The organism is Vagococcus vulneris (assembly GCF_003950515.1).
Lineage (GTDB): Bacteria > Bacillota > Bacilli > Lactobacillales > Vagococcaceae > Vagococcus > Vagococcus vulneris.
In genome coordinates this window covers 54,793-75,920 of the sequence record NZ_NGJS01000004.1, presented here as the reverse complement: position 1 = coordinate 75,920, position 21,128 = coordinate 54,793, and the positions used below count along the sequence as shown (strand labels likewise).

Below are 21,128 nucleotides of genomic sequence, written 5' to 3'. Positions count from 1 at the left end.
AGCTCATTGCATTAGCCTAAATTTTCAAATAATACGACAAGCAACGTTTTAAAATATTTAGGGACATCTACTATTTTAAACTCAACAGAAACCATCTTATTAAATAAAAAAATCTGAACAATCGTATTATTCATCCTAAAAAACATTTTATTAATTAGCTTTTTTTATTCAAGTTTTTTCTTCTAGCTATTTATTATATAATAGTCTTGTATGTATTTCTTGGTAAGGAGGATACAATGAAAAAATTAATACAGTTAGGCAAAAAATATCAAACTTCTCTTAAAGTTATCTTTATTGCATCAGTTATTTTAATTGTTGGGCACGAATTAAATGCAATTGCAAAAACAGTTACGCTAGATCAGCTAGGTAACACCTTCAGCACATTATCTATCGGTGCCATTATTGGTATGGCCTTAATCGGATTTATCGCAGTATTGCCGATGATTGGCTACGATATTATACTGACTAAACTACTTAATACGACAGTCAAACCGCGTTATCTTTTTGAAAGCAGTCTATTAATCAATACAATGAATAATATAGTTGGTTTTGGCGGCTTAATCAGTATGGGACTGCGCTCACAGATATACGGACAAGGCAAGCACAATCGCGACATTGTCCAAGCATTATCCAAAGTTCTGCTTTTATTAATGTCTGGTTTATCTATATACAGTTTTGCTGCTTTTATTTTTGCTTTTACTAGCAACAATGCACATTACGTCCAAAAATATTGGGTCTGGTTATTAGTCGGTGGTCTCTATTTTCCCATAGTTGTTGTAATATCTGTTCTTCGAAAGGATGCTTATATCGGAAATATGACTGCTAAAGTCAGAACAGGTTTAATTTTGACGTCATTTTTAGAATGGACAGGTGTTATCTTCAGCTTCATGGCAATCGGTAAATTAATGGGGATAGATTTTTCTATTATGCAAGTTTTACCACTTTTTATTGCTGCACAAGTTATCGGAATTATTTCGATGATTCCCGGAGAATTAGGCTCATTTGACGTTCTTATGATTTTAGGATTAGCTGCTAGCGGTATTCCGAGAGATCAAGTTGTCGCTTGGATACTTCTTTATCGCTTATTCTATTATATTATTCCTTTCGCTATCGGTCTAATTGGTTTTGGTAAAACATTTGGTCAACAATTTGATGATCGTTTCGAGCATATTCCCTCAAAAATCATTTCGCAAGTGTCATTAAAACTAATTGTCTTTTTGATGTATTTCACTGGCTTTATGTTGGGACTTTCAGCAACAATTCCTCGAGCTTTCATTGATTACGAATGGCTCGTGAAAGTCGATCCACTTTATTTGCCGGTCATTTCTAAGTTCCCACTATTATTTATGGCATTTGCCTTCTTTGCTGTTGGTCGAGGACTATCAAGTAAAATAGAACGAGCTTTTTTACCAACCCTTGTAGTACTTGCCATTTCAATGATGTACAGTGCTTGGAAGTACCTTTATTGGCCATTTATTATTTTTATCGCCTTTTTATTTTTACTCGCTTATTTGGCCAAACCGGAGTTATATCGCAAACAACTTGTTTATTCTTGGGAAATGATGACCAAAGATGGAATCTTTGTATTCAGTCTAACTATCTTATACTTGATTGTTGGTTTTGTAACATTCAAACATCATATATTCCATCATACAATCAAAACGCCCGGTTTCTTCGTATTCCCTTCAGAAAAGCTTTGGTTCGCTGGTCTAATCGTGATCATCATTATTTTTATTTTTTTGATGCTACTTTTCCGTTATTTTGAGAATAAAAGAATTTTAATCGGGAGCAACTTTGAAGAAAATCGTGTGCTATATGTACTCACGAATTATGGTGGCAATACTGATAGCGAACTCGTCTTTTTGAAAGATAAACGCATTTATTTCTATCAAAACAAAAATAAAGAAGATACAGCTTATTTACAATTCTCAATTTATCGAGATAAATGTATCGTTATGGCTGACCCTAGTGGCAAAAAAACGGACTTTAATAATTTATTATTTCAATTTATCCAAGAATGTGATTTATTTGGATATTCTCCTATCTTTTATGAAGTATCTGAAAAAATCGTTTTGCAGCTCCATGAGATTGGTTTTGATTTCATTAAAATGGGGGAAGACGCTTATGTTCGTCTGCCTGAATTTACTACTTCAGGTAAAAAGAAAAAAAGTCTGCGCTCAATGTTAAATCAAGTATCAAAAGCAGGCTGTACCTCTAAAATGATTTATCCGCCATTTTCAGCCGAAACAATGGCTCAATTAAAATCAGTATCTGACAGCTGGCTTGATGGTCGAACTGAAAAAGGCTTCTCACTTGGTTTTTACTTAGAATCTTATATACAGCGTAATCCGATATTTATTGTTAAAAATGAAGATGATGCTATTATCGCGTTTGCTAATATTATGCCGACATATACAGATGATACAGTCTCAATCGACTTAATGCGCTATAGTGATAATGCGCCTTCAGGTATCATGGACTATCTGTTTATCTCACTCTTTGAACAATTAAAATCAGAAGACTATCAAGTTTTCAATTTGGGCATGGCCCCTTTCTCAAATGTTGGCATCACTAAATACAGTTTTGTAGAAGAACGGATTGCTTTCTTAATTTATAAATACGGCAATCGTTTCTACTCATTTAAAGGCCTACGTGCTTATAAAGATAAGTATGCATCATTTTGGAAACCGCGTTACACAGCCTACTCAAAACATAATTACTTAGCCTTTGTCATGTTATCGCTATTGTTAAATGATAATCGTTCAGTTAAAAATAATGACTAACAAAAAAAACACTCTTGCTTACACTTTTAAGCAAGAGTGTTTTTTTATTTATCCTACGTCCTCTGTAGGAATCGAACCTACAACTCAACCTTAGGAGGGTCGTGTTATATCCATTTAACTAAGAGGACTTAAAAAAGACAGTCTTATTTTCTCATTTATTGCAACACTTGTAAAGAGGAAAAAAGAGACATCATTTAGATATCTCTTTTTATGCAACTAATTATTTTTTTCCCAATGAACGCCTTTATTTTTATTGCGTTTCGTGCGATTTTTTTTCTTTTTAGGTTTCGCTGCTATTTGGTCTGTTTTTACAACAGCTTTTTTTATCGGTTTTTCTTTTTTCGGTTTTTTTGAATCCTTTGCTTCAGCAATTTTTGGCTCTGCTTCATCTGGCATCTCTGTTAAGATTTCACCATGTGCCGCGTATACTTCAACCAAATCGCGGCCTATTTCCCGCATAATCTGACGAAGATTGCGTAGCTCTCGCTCATTCACTAGACTGATAACCATACCGTCTTTACCCATACGACCAACCCGGCCGGCACGATGAACGTAATTTTCAGCTACCATCGGCACATCATATTGCACAACATAATGTAGATAACTAAAGTCTAACCCCCTAGCACCAATGTCTGTCGTCAACAATAATGGCAAACGATTTTTTTCAAAATCAGTAATTGCGGCCTTACGCTCACTTTGATGTTGATCGGATGCTAATGTCCCATGAGTAACTTCCAGAAAGTCCATGCGCTCGGACACAGCGCCTAATTCAGTCAACTGATTAAAGAAAACAAGTGCCTTAAAATCTGATGTGTGCACTAAGCGTCGTAAAACGTCACTCCGCTTACGACTAGGAGTTAAAATATAGGCATGCGTGATTTTACCCTTTGTATCATCTTCATTAGTGACATCAATGATTAATGGCTCTTTATCAAAAATTTGATTTATTTCTGGTACAACGACCTGACCTGTTGCCGAAATACCGACAATTTGTGTGTCGCGTTGAACACTTTTTAACACACCTTTTGCCGAATTATACTCTGAAGCAGCAACCAAGTCATCAATTTCATCTAAAACCAATGAGTGAATTAAGTGTGCTTTTATCTTTTTTGTTTTAATTAGTTCTAGTACACGACCGGGTGTCCCTATAACAATTTCAGGTCTTTTTTTTAAACCTTCTATTTGGCGTTTTATGTTAGCTCCACCAATAATACTCTGAACTCTCAATCCCAAAGGTTTTGCCCAAGTACGTGCAACTTCTGCTACTTGTGACGCCAGTTCTTGAGATGGTAGTAATACAAGCAATTGGTTTCCATCACCCTGTACTACCTTAGTTAGCAAAGGTAATAAATAAGCTATTGTTTTACCAGAACCTGTTGGTGAAATCCCCAGCACTGACTCTCCCTCATTTAATGGATCTAATAATTTTTCTTGAATTAATGTCGGTTCTCCATAAGACTCTTGCTGCCACAACTCTTGCCAGACTTTTGGTAGTTGGTTTATCATCTATCTCTTCCTTACTTCATGGTTTATTTATCTGCTTCAAACACTATACCATTTTGTTTGCGGATTGTCGTCATTATTTCATGAACAGTCAAAGCAACATCTAACCAGTGTTTATAGTCTGCCTTAGATGAGATACTATCTGGATGATTTATTACACGGCTAAATGCTTTTGCTTCATCAATCATTGGATTAGTATCCGTATTTTCAGCGAGTTCCTTGCTTTCAATCCCGGTAGATGTCCTTACTTCTCTGGTTATTTGATTAATCGAGTTGACTGCATCTAATCGAATGGTACCATCTGTCAAATATATTTCGGACGGTAGATAACTATCCGCATGTTTTCCTGTCATCATCGTGATATCAAAAGTCGGATATCTAAAAATCATCGTCCCCATAACATCAACACCTGAGGTTAGTTTTTGATCGAAATATTTTACTTCATCCGGTGCACCAAACCATTCAACAGCAGCATAAATTAAATAAACTCCTAAATCCATCAATGCACCACCAGAAAATTTTGCTGAAAAAATATTTGGATTTTCACCATTTAAATAAGCATCATAACGGGATGAATACTTCATAAAGTTTAAATTTGCGCCTAACAATTTACTATGGTTTTTTGTTAATTCTTTGACTTTATGAAAATTTCGTTCGTGCATATGCCGTGCACCTTCAAAAATAAATACATGGTGTTTTTCAGCTAAGTGAATCAGCTCTTTTAATTCATGGTGTGTAGCTGCAATTGGTTTTTCTACTATCACGTGTTTTCCAGCCTTAATCGCTGCTTTTGCTTGAGAAAAATGCAAACTATTAGGAGAAGCAATATACACAACATCTATCTCTGAGCAACTTAAAAATCTGTCTAAGTCGGTTCCAAAAATGATATCCTCAGAGTTAGGATACCTTTCGGCAAAATCAAACGCTTTTCGCTCATGTCGTGAGTAGACTCCTTTTAATCGATACTCCCCGCTTTCAATCGCTGCATCGACAAATTGATGCGTAATCCAATTAGTTCCGATTATTCCTAAATTTAACATACTCTCACTCTTTTCTTTTTATTTTATCAGATAACTAAGTACTTCTAGCCTAATCATTTCTTTCGTTAATAATTATAACAGAAATAACTTGATGTTTCTCTTTTTAACTTTCTTAACTCAAGGTAGATTTAATCACCCTAATGATTTAAGTAAAATATTTGTTCATTTATTTTTTTGATAAATGATCGACACTGAAAATAATTATTGCTAAATTAATCAACTTAGACGATTCACTAAAGAATGTTTCTATACTTTAGGTTTTAACTATGATAAAATGTACTAAGTATTGGAAGCAGTGTTGTTTCCTCATAGACGGTGAATGAGTAAAGAGCTTTTTGATAGTAGAATAACCAGAACTAAATAAGATGGATTATGCCTACAACATAGGCTTCTTTAGTCAATCATTTCGACTAATTTTATGACAAAAGGAGATATATACATATGATTTTTAAAGTTTACTACCAAGAGGATAAGGCATTTAGTCCTCAAAGAGAAAAAACACAATCCCTTTATATCGAAGGTGAATCTGACGTTGCTATTCGTAGACTCATTACAGAAAAAACCCCTTACAATATTGAATTAATCCAACCACTTGAAGGAAATCATTTGGAATACGAAAAAGAAAATGCTGATTTTACATTAGTGGAGTTTAATTAATAATGAAAGTCCATATAAAAAATAACGAGACTGGAGTTTTTGGTCTCGGCGGACTTGGTGAAATTGGAAAGAACATGTATGGGGTCCAATTTCAAGATGAGATAATTATTATTGATGCTGGTATCAAGTTTCCCGAAGATGATTTATTAGGTATCGACTATGTTATCCCTGATTATAGTTATATTTTAAAAAACCTAAACAAAGTTAAAGCATTAGTTATCACGCATGGACATGAAGATCATATTGGTGGTGTTCCGTTTTTATTAAAACAAGCTAATATTCCGATTTATGCGGGTCCTCTTTCTTTAGCCTTAATCCGAAATAAGTTAGATGAACACGGATTACTTAGGGATGCCGAGTTACATGAAGTGAACGAACATTCTGTTATTAAATTCAGAAAAACACAGGTCAGTTTTTATCGCACAACGCATAGTATCCCTGAAGCAACAGGTGTCGTTGTCAAAACACCCTCAGGTAATGTTGTCTACTCTGGCGACTTTAAATTTGATTTTACACCTGTTGGAGAACCAGCGGACTTACATCGTATGGCTCGTCTTGGTGAAGAAGGTGTGCTTTGTTTATTATCAGATAGTACAAATGCAGAAATTCCGACCTTTACAAAATCAGAAAAAGTTATCGGTGAGTCAATATTAAGGATTATTGAAAAAGTTGATGGTCGTGTCATATTTGCAACATTCGCTTCAAATATTTTTCGTCTACAACAAACCTGTGAGGCTGCTGTACAAACCGGACGAAAAATTGCAGTTTTTGGGAGAAGCATGGAAAATGCAATTGTGAATGGTCGTAATTTGGGCTATATCACAGCACCTGAAGAAACATTTATTGACGGTCGTGATATTAACCAGTATGCAGCGAACGAAATCATGATTTTATGTACCGGTTCTCAAGGAGAGCCAATGGCAGCTCTAAGTCGTATCGCTAATGGAACACATAGGCAAATTTCTATCCAACCCGATGATACTGTGATTTTTTCAAGTTCCCCTATTCCTGGTAACACAACGAGTGTAAATCGTTTGATTAATTTACTTTCTGAAGCCGGTGCCACGGTGATTCATGGCAAAGTAAACAACATCCACACATCAGGACACGGTGGGCAACAAGAACAAAAATTATTATTACGCCTATTAAAGCCCAAATACTTCGTACCTGTACATGGCGAATACCGTATGCTAAATGTTCATTCACAATCTGCGCAAGCCACTGGTATTCCAAAAGAAAATTGTTTTATTATCGGAAATGGTGATGTTCTTGCATTGACAAGTGAATCCGCACGTCATGCAGGTCACTTTAATGCAGAAGATGTTTATGTTGATGGTAGTGGAATCGGTGATATTGGTAATATTGTGTTACGGGATCGTCGTATTTTATCTGAAGACGGAATTGTTCTGGCTGTTGCTACAGTAAATTATGACACAGAAAAAATTGTTGCTGGTCCTGATATCTTATCACGTGGTTTTATTTACATGCGTGAGTCAGGTGAACTAATCCAAGAAACGCAACACCTACTATTTAATGCTATCAGAAAAGCATTAAAGCGTCCTAATTGTGATGAAGCAATGCTTAATGAAGTCATTATAAATGCTGTTCAGCCCTTCCTAATAGAGAAAACTGAACGCCATCCAATGATTATTCCGATGGTTTTAAGTATTTAACTAAAAAACCTTACTCAAAATATTGAGTAAGGTTTTTTTACTAGCTATTTTTTTGACTTTTTCCAGAAATAGTATCCTAAAAATGGGATGTAGCTTGCAAGTTGAAAGACGATAAACCAACCAAATAACGCCACACCATTGTCGCCACCACGTTTTGTGTAACGATAAGCTGTACCATAAGATAATATTGCTTGAATACCTGTAATAATAGACCAAATTACAACGAGTATACTCAACCCTACATATCCAGAATCTGAAATATCCATTCTTACCCCTCCTATAATAATGTTATCTTAACAGATATATAAGGTTTTTTAAAGAATAAACACTTATATCATAATAAGCTAATTTCCTGTGAATTAATAACCTTAAACGACTAAAATATAGATAAGATATGTGGAATCTCTAATCATTTCAAAAAAATAAAAAACAGCGACATTGTTTATCGCTGTTTTTTTATTTTTTCTGCTCTAATTCTTTAGCTTGACACTCTGGACAAGTACCATACAATTCTAAACGATGTTCATCAATTTTAAATCCAGTTAATTGTTCCGTTGCGGATTCAACGTCTTCAAGTCCTGGATAAAACACATCGACGACTTTACCACATGACCGACATACCGCATGATAATGCTTTGTTGACGTAAAGTCAAAACGGCTTGACGCATCACCAAAAGCCATTTCGGTAACAAAACCAATATCAGTAAACAACCTCAAATTATTATAAACTGTTGCAACACTCATATTTGGAAAACGATGTTCTAACTCCTTGTAAATTTCATCAGCTGTCGGATGGGATTTACTTTCGACTAAATACTCAAGTATTGCATATCGCTGTGGAGTAATCCGAATATCCGATTGTTTCATTTGTTCAACGACTTCTGCAACGGTCGGATTTGACATACTCATCACCCTCATCTCATATTAATGAGTTCATTTTACTATTTAATTCACTAAATAGCAAGATTATAAACTAGTATAATCTTATTCATAGATTCCTACAGATAAATAGCGTTCCCCGTTATCAGGAATAACCGTAACGACAGTAGCTCCAGCACCTAATTCTGTTGCCACTTTTTGGGCTGCAAATAAAGCTGCACCACCCGAAATACCAGACATAATACCATCAGTTTGTGCAATACTTCGAGCCATATTGATTGCTTCTTCACTTGTTACAGATACGACACTATCAATCAACGATTGATCTAATACATCTGGAATAAATCCTGCACCAATACCTTGAATTTTATGTGGAGCATGAGCACCACCTCGTAAAATTTTTGATTCATCTGGTTCAACTGCATAAATTTTTGCATCAGGGTACTTTTTCTTAATAGCTCGTGTCACGCCAGTCAGTGTGCCACCAGTCCCGACACCAGCAACAAATGCATCAATCTTTTCATCAGGGAATGCCGCTAAAATCTCTGGTCCCGTTGTTTCTTCATGAATTTTTGGATTTGCTACATTTGAAAACTGAAGTGGCATAAAATAGCCATCTTGTTCTGCAATTTCGCTAGCTTTAGCGATTGCTGATTTCATGCCTTCAGCTCCCGGTGTTAAGATCAGCTCTGCTCCATAACCCTTCATTAATAATTGACGTTCTTTACTCATTGTGTCAGGCATCACAATAATAACAGGATAACCTTTGGCAGCACCAACCATAGCTAAACCAATTCCAGTATTTCCGCTTGTTGGCTCAACGATTGTATCACCCTCCTTTAAGTACCCATCTTTTTCTGCTTGCTCAATCATTGCTAAAGCAATCCGATCTTTAACACTACCTCCTGGATTAAAGTACTCAAGTTTTGCAAAAACTTCTCCAACTGACTTATCTGAATTTTTTACTTTGACTAATGGTGTATTTCCAATCAAATGTATAATGCTATCTAATTTTTTCATACTAATTAACAACCCTTCTGATTATTATTTTTAATTTTTTTTACCTTCAATAAATAAAATATAAACAAACATACAAATTACACCAATATTTAATGCAACATCTGCAACATTAAAAATAGGAAAATGTATAAACTCTGTTTGAAACATATCCACCACATACCCTAAACGAATTCGATCAATAAAGTTACCAAGTGCACCACCAATAATTAAGCTTAACCCAATTGTCAGCCACTTACTTTCGTGTCGATTCTTATATAAAATTGTGGGAAAAACAACTAAAGCTACAATTGTGATTAACACTAACACCCACATATGACCGTCAAAAATACTCCAAGCTCCACCGCGGTTCTGAATATAAGTCAATGAAAGAATAGGATTATGTCCAAACGTTTCGTACATTGGGATATTAGCCACTGTCCACCACTTTACCAATTGATCCACTATAATTGCCGTGATAATAACTAAACCATAAATCAGCATAACTGCCCCCTATTAGTATCTTTTATGATAGGGAAATCTTTTTGATAGATATCCATAGTATATAATATATCATAATATAGACAAAATATATGCTCTGAATTAATTCCATTAATTAACTTAATTATAAGTTTGACGTTCCTTTTTTTTAGACTTATAATGAAAGTGTGTTAAATCTCTTGAATATGGAGGAGTTGCAAATGAAAACAGGTACTGTTAAATGGTTTGATGTAAAAAAAGGGTACGGCTTTATCCTATTTGACGATGATGATGAGGTATTTGTTCATTTTACTGCCATTGATCAAGACGGGTTTAAAACATTGTTTGAAGGTCAAACTGTAGAATTCACAATTAAAGAAGGTGCACGCGGGCTTCAAGCATCTAACGTAAAAGTTATTGCTGATGTACCCAAGCCTTAATAGCAAAAACCTCTCAACGTTGACACATATGTCAGTTAAGAGGTTTTTTTATTTTTGTAATTTTTATTTATTTGTATCCACACCAAGTAACTTACCTGTAAAATCAGGTTGTGTTTCGATACATTGAATAAATTTTTTCTTAGACGGTGGCAGCATGACATAGATATATTTCACCTGGTCAATTTCTATTGTAATACCCATTTTTCCAATAAAAATTATTTGTACTTCCGATAGATCAATTAGATATGAATTTTTTTTTAAGATTGCCATGATTTTTAATTGTGAGTCCGTTAAAATCATCTTACGCCTCGTTCCTAAAAAAGTTGCTGCTAAAAATACAACAAACGTTGCAATACTAAAAAAATTGATCGCGCCTTGATGTTCTAACAAGCCGATAATACTTAAAAACAAAAAAACACCTGTTAAAGACCAGTAGATAACAGTATCTGCTAATTCCGGCTGGTATCTGAACATATGTATTTTACTCTTGTTCATATTGACCTCCGTAACCTTCTTTCTACAATGACCTAATACTAACACATCTATGGTAAATTAAAAATAATTATTTGGAGGATATATGCTAAAAATTTATATTGATGCTGCCACTCATCCGAAAAAAAAAATCAGTGCTGGTGGAATGGTTATTATCTCTAATGGTACCCAAACACAGATTAAAGTTGATATCGATGCACCAAACAATCATTTAGCTGAATTCAAAATGTTGGAATATGCTTTAAATTATTGTGTTACCCAAAAAATGAACAACCAAACATTGTATTTATACTCTGATAGTAAAATCGTTGTACAATCAGTAGAAAAGCATCATGTACAGCATGCTGATTTTAAATCGGTCTTCAAACAAATTCAAGAGTTGTTACTACAATTTGATCTTTATTTCATTCAATGGATCCCTGAAAAGGAAAATTTAGGTGCTGATCAGCTAGCAAAACAAGCTCTCCGAAAACGATTAGGGTAATTTTTTTGTTTTTTTATTATGTAATATAAGATATTTTTTGATATAATTAACCGATGACATTTTTAATGGGGGGTACCAATTGGCTATTTTAATTTTTACTATTTACTTACTCAACTTTATTTTTGCTTTTTATTTAGTCTTTTTCCGTTCTAAAGAAACATCAGTTACTTGGGCTTGGTTACTTTGTTTTATTATGGTGCCTGTTGTCGGTTTCTTATTGTACATTTTCTTCGGGTACGGATTAAAAGGTGAAGTCTTCCACGAAGTGAATAAACAAATGAAATTAGAGTTTGAGCAACTTGACCTACCACGTACTAGTCCCGCTGACTTATATAGTACTCAAGCATCTAATCCTGAAAATCAGGAATTAGCTGAATTTCTGCAAAATATTAGCGGCACACCTTTAACCCATCACAATTCTTATACTTTATACAGTGACGGTAAACAAAAGTTTGATGCACTGAAAAACGATTTAAGACGTGCACAAGATACGATTAATATCGAATATTATGCGTTTGTCACTGATACTCTTGGTATGTCGATTTTAAATATTTTAATCGAAAAAGCTCGTGAAGGAGTTCGTGTCCACCTGCTTTATGATGCACTAGGATCAAAGGGTGTCGATCCTAAAAAATTTGAACCCTTGATCGAGGCAGGAGGAAAAGTCGAGATTTTTATTACTTCCCAAAGATCATTGAAACACTTTAGAGCAAATTATCACGATCACCATAAATTAGTCATTATTGATGGACAAATTGGCTATATTGGTGGTTTCAATGTCGCTGACCAATACGCAGGAACAACAAAGAAATTTGGCTACTGGCGTGATACACATGTTCGCCTAGTTGGTCCAATCTGCTCACTACTGCAATATGAGTTTCTTTTATCCTGGAATGTCTCTGTGACAAAACAGCGACGCATTACACTAACTAAAAATCTCTTTTTCACTTATCAAGCACTTGATCTTGTTGAAGGTAATGACATGCAATTAATTGCCAGTGGTCCAGATGAGAACAAACAACAGATTAAACTAACTTTTATTAAACTAATTAATTCAGCAAAAAAAAGAGTATGGATTCAGACACCTTACTTGATTCCAGATGATTCAGTTATTGATGCATTAAAAATTGCTAAACGATCTGGTATTGATGTTCGGATTATGGTACCTGACAAACCCGACCATCCTTTTATCTTCAGGGTCACACAATTTTACGCTGAAGCACTCATTAAAGAAGGGATTGATATTTATAGCTATAAAAATGGTTTCCTCCATTCCAAAGTCTTAATTATGGATCATGATGTCTGTGTTGTCGGTTCTGCCAACCAAGATATTCGAAGTTACAAACTTAATTTTGAAGCTAGTGCTGTTGCTTTTTCAACAAAATTAAATCAAGAATTAACTACCGCTTATGAAAATGATTTAAAAAAATCTGAGCAGTGGAAAATGGAAACATTTAATAATATGTCGCTATGGATTAAATTTAAACAAAAAGTGTCACGTTTAGTCTCTCCAATTATGTAATATATTGATACCGTATCACTCAAACAGGTGTTTAAGGCACCTGTTTTTTTGTAGTATCATGACGATATTCAATTTGATATAATATATATAACCTAGATTAAATTATAAATAGGATGGGGTTAGTATGCCAAAATTTAATTTATCACTTTTTAAACTAAGACGATCAGGTAATCGATTTATAAACACACATTTTTCAACAATTCAAATTATTTTTTCTTATTATGCGATTATGACAATCATTGCTTTTTTACTTTTAAGCCTTCCCTTTTTTAAAAAAAATGGTGCCAATGTGTCTATTTTTGATACTTTATTTATGGCAGTAAGTACCGTAAGTGTCACCGGCTTAAGCACATTTAATATCCATGAGGTCTATAACAATCGTGGAATTATTTTGTTGGAAATGATGTTCCAAGTTGGTGGACTTGGCATTATGATGTTCTCAACATTTTTTTTTATTATGTCACGCCGGAAAATATCCTTGAGACAGCGACAATTAATAATGACCGATATGAACCAACCTCGTTTGAGTGGCAGTGTGCGTTTAATTAAAAGTACGGTGCGTACACTTTTTTTAATTCAAATAATCTTTGGAATTATTTTTGCTACACGTTTTTATTTCAGTGGTATACATGCAACCGTCAAAGATGCTATTTTTAATGGATTTTATCAATCTATTTCTGCAGTGACCAATTCTGGATTTGATGTAACTGGGGTCTCTGCAACACCTTATGCAAATGATTATTTGTTTATTTTTTTGCTTATTTGCCTCATCATGATTGGTGGTATCGGTTTTCCAGTCATTATGGAAGTCAAAGAGTGGGTCATTTCAAAACGCCACAAACGTAAATACCCATTTCGCTTTTCACTATTTAGTAAATTAGCCATCATGATGTACATGATTCTTTTTATTTCTGGTGGTATTTTAATCTTCCTTATAGAACGTCATCACCTTTTTAATGATATGCCGTTAATTCAAAAAATTACTGATTCACTCTTTTATTCAGCAACAACTAGAAATGCAGGGTTACAATTAAATGATCTGTATCAATTTCAAACACCAACACTGCTCCTTTTCTCTATGCTGATGTTCATAGGCTGCAGTCCCAGTTCAGTTGGTGGTGGTGTGCGAACAACTACTATAGCTATTCTAGGTCTTTACATGATTTCATTCATTAAAGGGAAAGAAAATGTTACGATCTTCAGCCGCCGGATAGAAAAATATGATATTCAAAAGGCAGTAATTGTCTTCAATTTATCGCTTGCTATGTGCTTTTTTGCTACAATGATTTTGGCAATAACAGAGGAACATTCGCTGATTTCCATCATTGTTGAAGTTGCTTCAGCTTTTGGAACGACTGGTCTATCTTTAGGTATCACAGGAGATTTAACATTTATCGGAAAGATTATAATTGCTACCCTGATGTTTATCGGTCGTATTGGTATGCTTTATACCCTAATGATTTTTGTTCCCAAAGAAAGACAAGATAAAGGTTACTTATTCCCTACTGAACAAATAATTATCGGTTAAATTATCAAGTCTGTCATCAACTTTTTAAAGCTGTCGTTTTTTAAATTTATTTTTAATTACAAATATTTTCATGACCATTTTTTTAAGAATATGTTATGATAAGTGAGTTATTAACGCTTAGGGGGAATTGAATTGAGTATTCGCAGTGGTCTGGCATCCCTTGCCGGAAAATCATCGTTATGGTTTTTAAAAACTTTCTACAAAGGCGGCAGCAGTTTACCTGGTAAAATAGCTCTTGCAATTGATCCAAATATCTTGGACTCTTTGGCAAAAGACTATAAAGTTATTGTAGTAACAGGAACAAACGGCAAAACATTAACTACTGCTTTGACTGTCAATATTTTAAAACAAGAATTTGGTGAAGTTTTAACAAATACTACTGGTGCAAATATGCTACAAGGTATTGTGTCGACTTTTCTTTCTGGTAAAAAAAATAAACACGGTAAAAACTACGCTGTTTTAGAAATTGATGAAGCTAGTTTAAGTAAAGTTACAGCTTTTATAACACCCGAATTATTTTTATTTACAAATATTTTTCGTGACCAAATGGACCGATACGGTGAAATTTATACAACATATAAACTGATTGTTGATGGTGCTGCAAAAGCTCCAAAGGCCACAATCTTAATGAATGGCGATCTGCCGATATTTAATTCTGTAGAAACTGTTAATCCACGGAAATACTATGGCTTTGATCATGAACCTGATCAAGAACAAATGGCTCACTACAATACAGATGGTGTTCTCTGCCCACATTGTCAACATATTCTACATTATAAAATGATAACTTACAGTAATTTAGGTAAATACTATTGCCCTAACTGTGATTTTACACGTCCTGAATTAGACGTTTCTTTAACAAAATTACATGAGATTACAAATACTTCAGCCTCCTTTGAGATTGAAGGCAATAATTACGGGATAGAAGTTGGCGGACTATACAATATTTATAATGCTCTAGCTGCAACTGCAGTTGCCACACACTATAACGTATCGACTGAAGCTATACGCAAAGGTCTTTCCTATGATGAAAAAGTTTTTGGACGTCAAGAAGTTATTTCAATAAATGGTAAAAAATGTACATTGGTATTGGTTAAAAACCCAGTTGGTCTAAATCAAGTGATTGAAACCATGAAACTCGCACCATATGATTTTTCACTTGTCGCTTTATTAAATGCTAATTATGCTGATGGAATTGATGTCAGCTGGATCTGGGACAGCCAAATAGAAGAGTTAGCCGAATTAGATATACCTGAAGTCATTTCTGGTGGCGAACGTGTCAAAGATATGACATTACGTCTCAAGGTTGCTGGTATTCCGGAGGATCACATCCAGGAAGCAGCTTCACTACAGGATGTCGTCAAAAAAATTAATGATTTCAAAACAGACCATGTTTATATTCTAGCAACTTACACCGCCGTTTTAGGATTACGGAAAGAACTTATTCAACAGGGCATTATTAAGGAGGCCAACTAGATGACTGAACTTAATTTAACCGTTTGCCATTTATATGGCAATTTATTGAATACTTACGGAGACAATGGTAATTTATTGGTTCTAAATTATTTAGCTAAAAAACGCGGAATTAATCTGACAATTGATATTGTCAGTATTTATGAACCTTTTGACCGTGACAAATATGATTTTGTCTTCTTCGGCGGCGGCCAAGATTATGAACAATTAATTGTTTCAAATGATATCCAGAAAAAAAAGGATGACCTAACAGCATTTATTAATCAAGATGGTGTTATGTTAGCAATTTGCGGTGGGTTTCAGTTACTAGGCGACTACTATATCGGCGCAAACGGCGAGAAAATCCATGGTATTCATGCACTTCCTCACTACACGTTAAGCCAAGACAATAATCGATTTATTGGAGATATTGAAATTTATAGTGAAGAATTTGATGAAACATATTATGGTTTTGAAAATCATAATGGCATGACATTTTTGGGTGACGGTGAAAGACCATTAGGAATTGTAAAAAAAGGCAATGGGAACAACAATCAAGATAATACTGAAGGTGTCCGTTATAAAAATGTTTTCGGTTCCTATTTTCACGGACCACTTTTAGCACGTAATGAGAACTTGGCCAATCGTATTTTAGACTTTATTATTACTTATCACAATAAAAGACACTAGTTGCTTTATAGTGTCTTTTTTCTTTTCGAATTAACTAAATAAACGAGCAGTTTCCACAAAAAAGACACTTTAATTAATAGTCCTATGTTATACTATATTTGTATTTAACTAATTAAAAGAAAAGGCGTGAGGAAATGAAAATCGGAATACCAAAAGAAATTAAAAAAAATGAAGATCGCGTGTCATTAACACCTCCATTTGCTGGTGAACTAGTCAATCGCAAACACACGGTTGTTGTGGAAACAAATGCGGGTACCGGTTCAGGCTACACTGATGACGATTATCGGGCACAAGGTGCTATTATCGTTTCATCAGCAAAAGAAGCTTGGGATGTTGATATGGTTTTAAAAGTTAAAGAACCATTAGCCGAAGAGTATGATTATTTTCATGATGGTCTAATTTTATTCACGTATTTACATTTAGCTCCTCAAACAGAATTAACAGATGCTTTAATTGAAAATAAAGTAAATTCCATTGCGTATGAATCAGTCCAATTACCAGATAGAAGCCTACCTCTTCTAACACCAATGTCCGAAATTGCTGGTCGTATGGCGCCACAATCAGGAGCTTTCTTTTTACAAAAAACAAATGGTGGTTCTGGGATTCTATTAACATCTGTTCCAGGTGTTCCTAAAGGAAACGTAGTAATTATCGGTGGTGGTAATGCCGGAATGAATGCTGCTAAAGTTGCCATCGGTTTAGGTGCAAATGTACGTATACTAGATGTTAACCAGGCACGTTTGGCCCAACTAGAATCCATATTCGGTGATCGTATCGAAACTGTCATGTCAAATGCTTATAATATTGAAGAATCAGTTAAAATGGCTGATTTGGTTATCGGATCAGTTTTAATCCCTGGTCATAAAGCTCCGACTTTAGTAACTGAAAATATGATTAAACAAATGAAACCTGGTTCTGTACTAGTTGATATTGCTATCGATCAAGGCGGTATCTTCGCAACAACTGATAAAGTAACTACATTGGAAGATCCTGTTTATATTAAACATGGGGTTGTACACTATGCTGTCGCTAACATGCCAGGTGCTGTCCCTCGTACTGCAACTTTAGCTTTAACTAATAACACATTGCCGTACATTACACAACTGGCTGACAAAGGTTTTGTCAAAGCAGTAACAGACAATCCAGCACTTAAAAAAGGTATTAATACTTATACTGGTCATTTAACTATAAAAGAAGTTGCTGATGATCAAGACAGAGAGTATACACCGATTGATTCCATTTTAGAATAAAACAAAAACTGATAGGAGGTTTTCTCCTATCAGTTTTTTTATCTATTTTTTAAACCAGGTTCTGAAGCGATGATAGTTAAATCACCTTCAATTCGCCATGATAATACATCATTTGGCAAAATAAAATGCATCCCTTTAGTTAGTTCATAAGGACTTTCATCGTTCTCAATATAAAGGTAGCCGAAACCGTCGATAACACTGACTAATGTATAAGGTGCAGTTTGTTTTAATAATAGAACACCACTCACATCCCATTCAGAGACATTAAAATAATCTGATTCAATATATTTAGTAATACTTGAATTCATAATATTAAGTTGATTGACTGCTAAGTCAGGAACAATGTTAGGTACTGTCGTCACGTCTAATGATTGCTGGATATGTAGTTCTCTAGTATTTCCTGCATCATCTTTTCGGTCATAATCATAGACACGGTACGTTGTATCACTACTTTGCTGTGTTTCTAAAATCATGATACCTTTACCGATAGCATGGATTGTTCCGCTTGGGACAAAATAGAAGTCACCACGTTTCACTGGTATCCGACGTAGTAAACCATCCCATTCTCCAGCCTCAATCATCTCTGCTAATTGTTCTTTTGTTTGTGCGTGATGACCATAAATAATTTCTGCTCCTGGTTCCGCATCAATAATGTACCAACACTCTGTTTTACCTAATTCACCTTCATGTGTTTTTCCATAATCATCATCCGGATGAACTTGAACAGATAAATCTTCTTCTGCATCAAGAATTTTGGTTAACAAAGGAAAAACTGGTTCACTCGGGAAACCGAAAAGCTGTTTTTGTTCGTTCCACAATGTATCAAGACGCTCGCCTTTGAATTCTCCATTTAATACAGTGCATACGCCATGAGGATGGGCGCTAATAGCCCAACACTCTCCAATTGGTCCACCGGGTATTTGATAATGAAATTCCGTTTCTAATTTTCTGCCGCCCCAAATCTTTTCTTGAAAAACAGGTTTTAAAAATAATGGTTCTTTCATACTGTCACCTCTTAGTTTTCTGATATATTAAGTATATCACGCTTTTATTCTTGCGTCTTTAATTTATTGTATAGACCAATCAATTCATCTCGACGTTTCAGATACTCATCACGATTATCTCGAGGGTGAACACGATTTGATAAAAATACAAAAGCTTCCTGCATAACGACATCAATAATTAGCCATGTTCCAGTATAGCCCGTATGATACAACATCCAGTGACCATCATTAGCTTGTAGTAAGTCCCATCCCAGCGACCTCTTACCAAATTTACCCAGTGTCCAATCGTCAAACAGTGCATCTACAGTTGCTTTTTGAAGTATTTGTGTACCATTTACAGCACATCCTTGCTGTAGCATCATCTGTGCGAATAAGGTAGTGTCATCAAGAGTACTAAATAATCCTGCACTACCGCAATGCTCCTTTAATACACTAGCTTTTGGATCGTGAACAACACCTTGAATCAAACCTCGTTTTTGTGAATATTCAGTTGGTGCCACATCTTTTAAATTATTAGGATGAAATGTACTACGTGTCATACCTAATGGCGATAAGACATTATCTTCAAAGACCTTTTGAACAGATTTTTGATAGAAATGTTCAATTATAAAGCCTATCAAAATAGTCCCAGTATCTGTATAAGTCACTTTCCTACCGATATCCATTCCTGGTTTTAATGATAAAAGTGCTGCTTTTAATTCTTGTTGATCTAGTTGATTGCGATTTAATATAAATGGATTAATACTTGACGTATGAGTTAACAAATGACGCAACGTAACGTATGTATCATGCCACTCTGGTAAATACGTCGTTATAGGTGTATCTAAAGCTACTTTTCCTTGTTCCCAGAGATGTAAAATAACGGTATTTGTACATATTACTTTAGTTAACGATGCCATGTCATATAAAATACCAGGCGAAATTTGTTCGATAACGGGAACCAATTGTTTTGCTCCAACATAATACTTTTCAATTTTATTGTTTTTTATAAAAGCATACGATGCTCCCGGAAAAACACCTAATTCGCAGTATAATTTTATTTTTGACTGCAATTCTGAATACATAATAACCTCCTTTTGTTTTTAAGGTAATAATATTTTTAGTATAAATCCAAAAATTGAAAAACGTCAAAAAATACTTGGCCAGAAAATCCACCAAGTATTTATATGAATTGGCTATTCTTGATATGCAGATGCAATCTTTTCTAGTACAACTTTCTTTGTTTCTTCATCTGCAAATGAATACATTATCGCATCCCGATTAATTTTACCCATTTCTTGACTAGTCAGCTTGAATGCCTCTGACAACAATAAGTATTCATCTGAGAGAGTCGTATTCGACACTGTACGATTATCCGTACTAATCATAAAAGGTACCGATTTTTCTAAAAAAAGACGTAAGGGGAACTCATTTATTGATTGAATTGCTTTTGTTTGAATGTTGCTGGTTGGACACATTTCCAAAAGGATACCTTCTTCGGCACAAATAGTCATTGCCTCCTCGCTATCTTTAATGGCGATACCATGCCCAATTCTTTTTGCACCCGATTTAACTGCATCAATCACGTTTTGATAACAGCCACATTCACCTGCATGAAGTGTCAGTTTTAATCCAGTGGCCGTTGTCACAAATGCAATACTTTCTGAAATCATCTCAGTTGAATATGCTGCTTCATCACCTGCAAAATCAAAACCGACGATTGTACTATTTTGATTATCAGAAAGATACTCAGCCAAACGCACATGCTCTGCATGTTCATGGTGTCTCATTCCAATAATCAATAGATTAGCAAAACAGCCATACTCTTTTTCTGCTTCTGCCACACCTGAGATAACTGCTTTGACTACCTCATCTATTTTCAAGCCGTTCTGCTGATGAAGCAGTGGGGCAACACGTATCTCGATATAAGCAACATTTTCTTCAGCAGCTTGTCTAATCACATCTTTCGCTGCTGCTTTAATATTTTCTGAAGATTGTAACAAAGGCAAAATCATATCAAAACAATCTAAGTAATCTTTCAAACTCTCGACAGAGGTTCCAGCACTGATTTTATCCGGATCAAAAGAAGTGATAGAATCTTTTTCAGCTAATTGAATCAATAATTCACGACTAACAGATCCATCCAAATGACAATGCAATTCTACTTTGGGCAACTCTCTGATTTGATTGATATTCATATCCGACTCCTCTTTCTTTTGAATAAAAGTAAATGTAACCGTTAATAATTTTAATTAGTATAACACTGCGCTGTCTAA

General features: G+C 34.8%; 20 protein-coding genes and 1 tRNA gene. 10 read left to right on the top strand and 11 right to left on the bottom strand.

Translation table 11 applies throughout. The annotated features are described in order from the left end of the window. Window positions 1-236: 236 nt before the first annotated feature. Complete coding sequence (mprF, locus tag CBF37_RS04275) at window positions 237-2,783, top strand: bifunctional lysylphosphatidylglycerol flippase/synthetase MprF (protein ID WP_125983487.1); 2,547 nt, start codon at window positions 237-239, stop codon at window positions 2,781-2,783. Between the two features lie 56 nt (window positions 2,784-2,839). On the opposite strand, the gene CBF37_RS04270 is transcribed toward mprF, so the two are convergent. From CBF37_RS04270 to CBF37_RS04260, 3 genes are all read right to left on the bottom strand, one after another. Next, window positions 2,840-2,911, bottom strand: a tRNA-Arg gene (locus tag CBF37_RS04270). Window positions 2,912-2,999: 88 nt separating this feature from the next. Further along, on the bottom strand, window positions 3,000-4,289 hold the full coding sequence (locus CBF37_RS04265) for a DEAD/DEAH box helicase (RefSeq protein ID WP_125983486.1): 1,290 nt from the start codon (window positions 4,287-4,289) through the stop codon (window positions 3,000-3,002). A gap of 23 nt (window positions 4,290-4,312) precedes the next feature. Continuing rightward, window positions 4,313-5,326, bottom strand: coding sequence for a Gfo/Idh/MocA family protein (locus CBF37_RS04260; protein WP_125983485.1), 1,014 nt, complete (start codon window positions 5,324-5,326; stop codon window positions 4,313-4,315). A 441-nt stretch (window positions 5,327-5,767) separates the two neighbouring features. On the opposite strand from CBF37_RS04260, the gene CBF37_RS04255 reads away from it, so the two are divergent. Continuing rightward, a complete protein-coding gene (locus CBF37_RS04255) occupies window positions 5,768-5,983 on the top strand; it encodes a DNA-dependent RNA polymerase subunit epsilon (RefSeq protein WP_125983484.1) in 216 nt (71 codons plus the stop codon). A gap of 2 nt (window positions 5,984-5,985) precedes the next feature. Then, window positions 5,986-7,656 carry a ribonuclease J1 gene (gene rnjA / locus CBF37_RS04250; protein ID WP_125983483.1) on the top strand — a complete coding sequence of 557 codons (1,671 nt, stop codon included), beginning with the start codon at window positions 5,986-5,988 and terminating at the stop codon, window positions 7,654-7,656. Between the two features lie 44 nt (window positions 7,657-7,700). Here rnjA and CBF37_RS04245 read toward each other — a convergent pair whose 3' ends face one another. The 4 genes from CBF37_RS04245 to lspA form a co-directional block, all read right to left on the bottom strand. Continuing rightward, window positions 7,701-7,922 (bottom strand): hypothetical protein, encoded by a 222-nt coding sequence (locus tag CBF37_RS04245; RefSeq protein WP_125983482.1) that lies wholly within the window; start codon window positions 7,920-7,922, stop codon window positions 7,701-7,703. Window positions 7,923-8,112: 190 nt separating this feature from the next. Continuing rightward, entirely contained in the window at window positions 8,113-8,559 is a 447-nt protein-coding gene (locus tag CBF37_RS04240) for a Fur family transcriptional regulator (protein ID WP_125983557.1), read from the bottom strand. Window positions 8,560-8,640: 81 nt separating this feature from the next. Continuing rightward, window positions 8,641-9,561, bottom strand: a complete 921-nt coding sequence (cysK, locus tag CBF37_RS04235; RefSeq protein ID WP_420824162.1) for a cysteine synthase A — start codon at window positions 9,559-9,561, stop codon at window positions 8,641-8,643. A 24-nt stretch (window positions 9,562-9,585) separates the two neighbouring features. Further along, window positions 9,586-10,035: a signal peptidase II gene (gene lspA / locus CBF37_RS04230; RefSeq protein WP_125983480.1), complete on the bottom strand. Its 450-nt coding sequence runs from the start codon at window positions 10,033-10,035 to the stop codon at window positions 9,586-9,588. 197 nt (window positions 10,036-10,232) lie between these two features. Here lspA and CBF37_RS04225 point away from each other — a divergent pair, with 197 nt between their 5' ends. After that, entirely contained in the window at window positions 10,233-10,451 is a 219-nt protein-coding gene (locus CBF37_RS04225; RefSeq protein WP_125983479.1) for a cold-shock protein, read from the top strand. 63 nt (window positions 10,452-10,514) lie between these two features. On the opposite strand, the gene CBF37_RS04220 is transcribed toward CBF37_RS04225, so the two are convergent. Continuing rightward, entirely contained in the window at window positions 10,515-10,946 is a 432-nt protein-coding gene (locus CBF37_RS04220; RefSeq protein WP_125983478.1) for an EbsA family protein, read from the bottom strand. 82 nt (window positions 10,947-11,028) lie between these two features. On the opposite strand from CBF37_RS04220, the gene CBF37_RS04215 reads away from it, so the two are divergent. From CBF37_RS04215 to ald, 6 genes are all read left to right on the top strand, one after another. Further along, a complete protein-coding gene (locus tag CBF37_RS04215; protein WP_125983477.1) occupies window positions 11,029-11,427 on the top strand; it encodes a ribonuclease HI family protein in 399 nt (132 codons plus the stop codon). Between the two features lie 79 nt (window positions 11,428-11,506). Then, window positions 11,507-12,949 carry a cardiolipin synthase gene (cls, locus tag CBF37_RS04210; protein WP_125983476.1) on the top strand — a complete coding sequence of 481 codons (1,443 nt, stop codon included), beginning with the start codon at window positions 11,507-11,509 and terminating at the stop codon, window positions 12,947-12,949. 124 nt (window positions 12,950-13,073) lie between these two features. After that, window positions 13,074-14,477 carry a TrkH family potassium uptake protein gene (locus tag CBF37_RS04205; RefSeq protein ID WP_125983475.1) on the top strand — a complete coding sequence of 468 codons (1,404 nt, stop codon included), beginning with the start codon at window positions 13,074-13,076 and terminating at the stop codon, window positions 14,475-14,477. A 132-nt stretch (window positions 14,478-14,609) separates the two neighbouring features. Next, window positions 14,610-15,953, top strand: coding sequence for a Mur ligase family protein (locus CBF37_RS04200; RefSeq protein WP_125983474.1), 1,344 nt, complete (start codon window positions 14,610-14,612; stop codon window positions 15,951-15,953). Then, window positions 15,954-16,619, top strand: coding sequence for a type 1 glutamine amidotransferase (locus CBF37_RS04195; RefSeq protein WP_125983473.1), 666 nt, complete (start codon window positions 15,954-15,956; stop codon window positions 16,617-16,619). A gap of 134 nt (window positions 16,620-16,753) precedes the next feature. After that, window positions 16,754-17,869, top strand: a complete 1,116-nt coding sequence (gene ald, locus CBF37_RS04190; protein ID WP_125983472.1) for an alanine dehydrogenase — start codon at window positions 16,754-16,756, stop codon at window positions 17,867-17,869. A gap of 38 nt (window positions 17,870-17,907) precedes the next feature. Here the strand turns inward: ald and manA are convergent, their stop codons facing one another. The 3 genes from manA to add form a co-directional block, all read right to left on the bottom strand. Continuing rightward, window positions 17,908-18,873: a mannose-6-phosphate isomerase, class I gene (manA, locus tag CBF37_RS04185; RefSeq protein WP_125983471.1), complete on the bottom strand. Its 966-nt coding sequence runs from the start codon at window positions 18,871-18,873 to the stop codon at window positions 17,908-17,910. Between the two features lie 44 nt (window positions 18,874-18,917). Beyond that, complete coding sequence (locus tag CBF37_RS04180; RefSeq protein WP_125983470.1) at window positions 18,918-19,937, bottom strand: serine hydrolase domain-containing protein; 1,020 nt, start codon at window positions 19,935-19,937, stop codon at window positions 18,918-18,920. Between the two features lie 111 nt (window positions 19,938-20,048). Then, window positions 20,049-21,050 (bottom strand): adenosine deaminase, encoded by a 1,002-nt coding sequence (gene add, locus CBF37_RS04175; RefSeq protein WP_125983469.1) that lies wholly within the window; start codon window positions 21,048-21,050, stop codon window positions 20,049-20,051. Window positions 21,051-21,128 lie beyond the last annotated feature (78 nt).

Bases quoted from the DNA above. Each gene is read 5' to 3' on its own strand.
- ald (WP_125983472.1), top strand. From the start codon at position 16,754: ATGAAAATCGGAATACCAAAAGAAATTAAAAAAAATGAAGATCGCGTG.
- CBF37_RS04220 (WP_125983478.1), bottom strand. From the start codon at position 10,946: ATGAACAAGAGTAAAATACATATGTTCAGATACCAGCCGGAATTAGCA.
- CBF37_RS04225 (WP_125983479.1), top strand. From the start codon at position 10,233: ATGAAAACAGGTACTGTTAAATGGTTTGATGTAAAAAAAGGGTACGGC.
- rnjA (WP_125983483.1), top strand. From the start codon at position 5,986: ATGAAAGTCCATATAAAAAATAACGAGACTGGAGTTTTTGGTCTCGGC.
- CBF37_RS04260 (WP_125983485.1), bottom strand. From the start codon at position 5,326: ATGTTAAATTTAGGAATAATCGGAACTAATTGGATTACGCATCAATTT.
- CBF37_RS04240 (WP_125983557.1), bottom strand. From the start codon at position 8,559: ATGTCAAATCCGACCGTTGCAGAAGTCGTTGAACAAATGAAACAATCG.
- CBF37_RS04245 (WP_125983482.1), bottom strand. From the start codon at position 7,922: ATGGATATTTCAGATTCTGGATATGTAGGGTTGAGTATACTCGTTGTA.
- manA (WP_125983471.1), bottom strand. From the start codon at position 18,873: ATGAAAGAACCATTATTTTTAAAACCTGTTTTTCAAGAAAAGATTTGG.
- CBF37_RS04215 (WP_125983477.1), top strand. From the start codon at position 11,029: ATGCTAAAAATTTATATTGATGCTGCCACTCATCCGAAAAAAAAAATC.
- CBF37_RS04205 (WP_125983475.1), top strand. From the start codon at position 13,074: ATGCCAAAATTTAATTTATCACTTTTTAAACTAAGACGATCAGGTAAT.
- CBF37_RS04180 (WP_125983470.1), bottom strand. From the start codon at position 19,937: ATGTATTCAGAATTGCAGTCAAAAATAAAATTATACTGCGAATTAGGT.
- mprF (WP_125983487.1), top strand. From the start codon at position 237: ATGAAAAAATTAATACAGTTAGGCAAAAAATATCAAACTTCTCTTAAA.
- CBF37_RS04255 (WP_125983484.1), top strand. From the start codon at position 5,768: ATGATTTTTAAAGTTTACTACCAAGAGGATAAGGCATTTAGTCCTCAA.
- CBF37_RS04195 (WP_125983473.1), top strand. From the start codon at position 15,954: ATGACTGAACTTAATTTAACCGTTTGCCATTTATATGGCAATTTATTG.
- lspA (WP_125983480.1), bottom strand. From the start codon at position 10,035: ATGCTGATTTATGGTTTAGTTATTATCACGGCAATTATAGTGGATCAA.
- CBF37_RS04265 (WP_125983486.1), bottom strand. From the start codon at position 4,289: ATGATAAACCAACTACCAAAAGTCTGGCAAGAGTTGTGGCAGCAAGAG.
- add (WP_125983469.1), bottom strand. From the start codon at position 21,050: ATGAATATCAATCAAATCAGAGAGTTGCCCAAAGTAGAATTGCATTGT.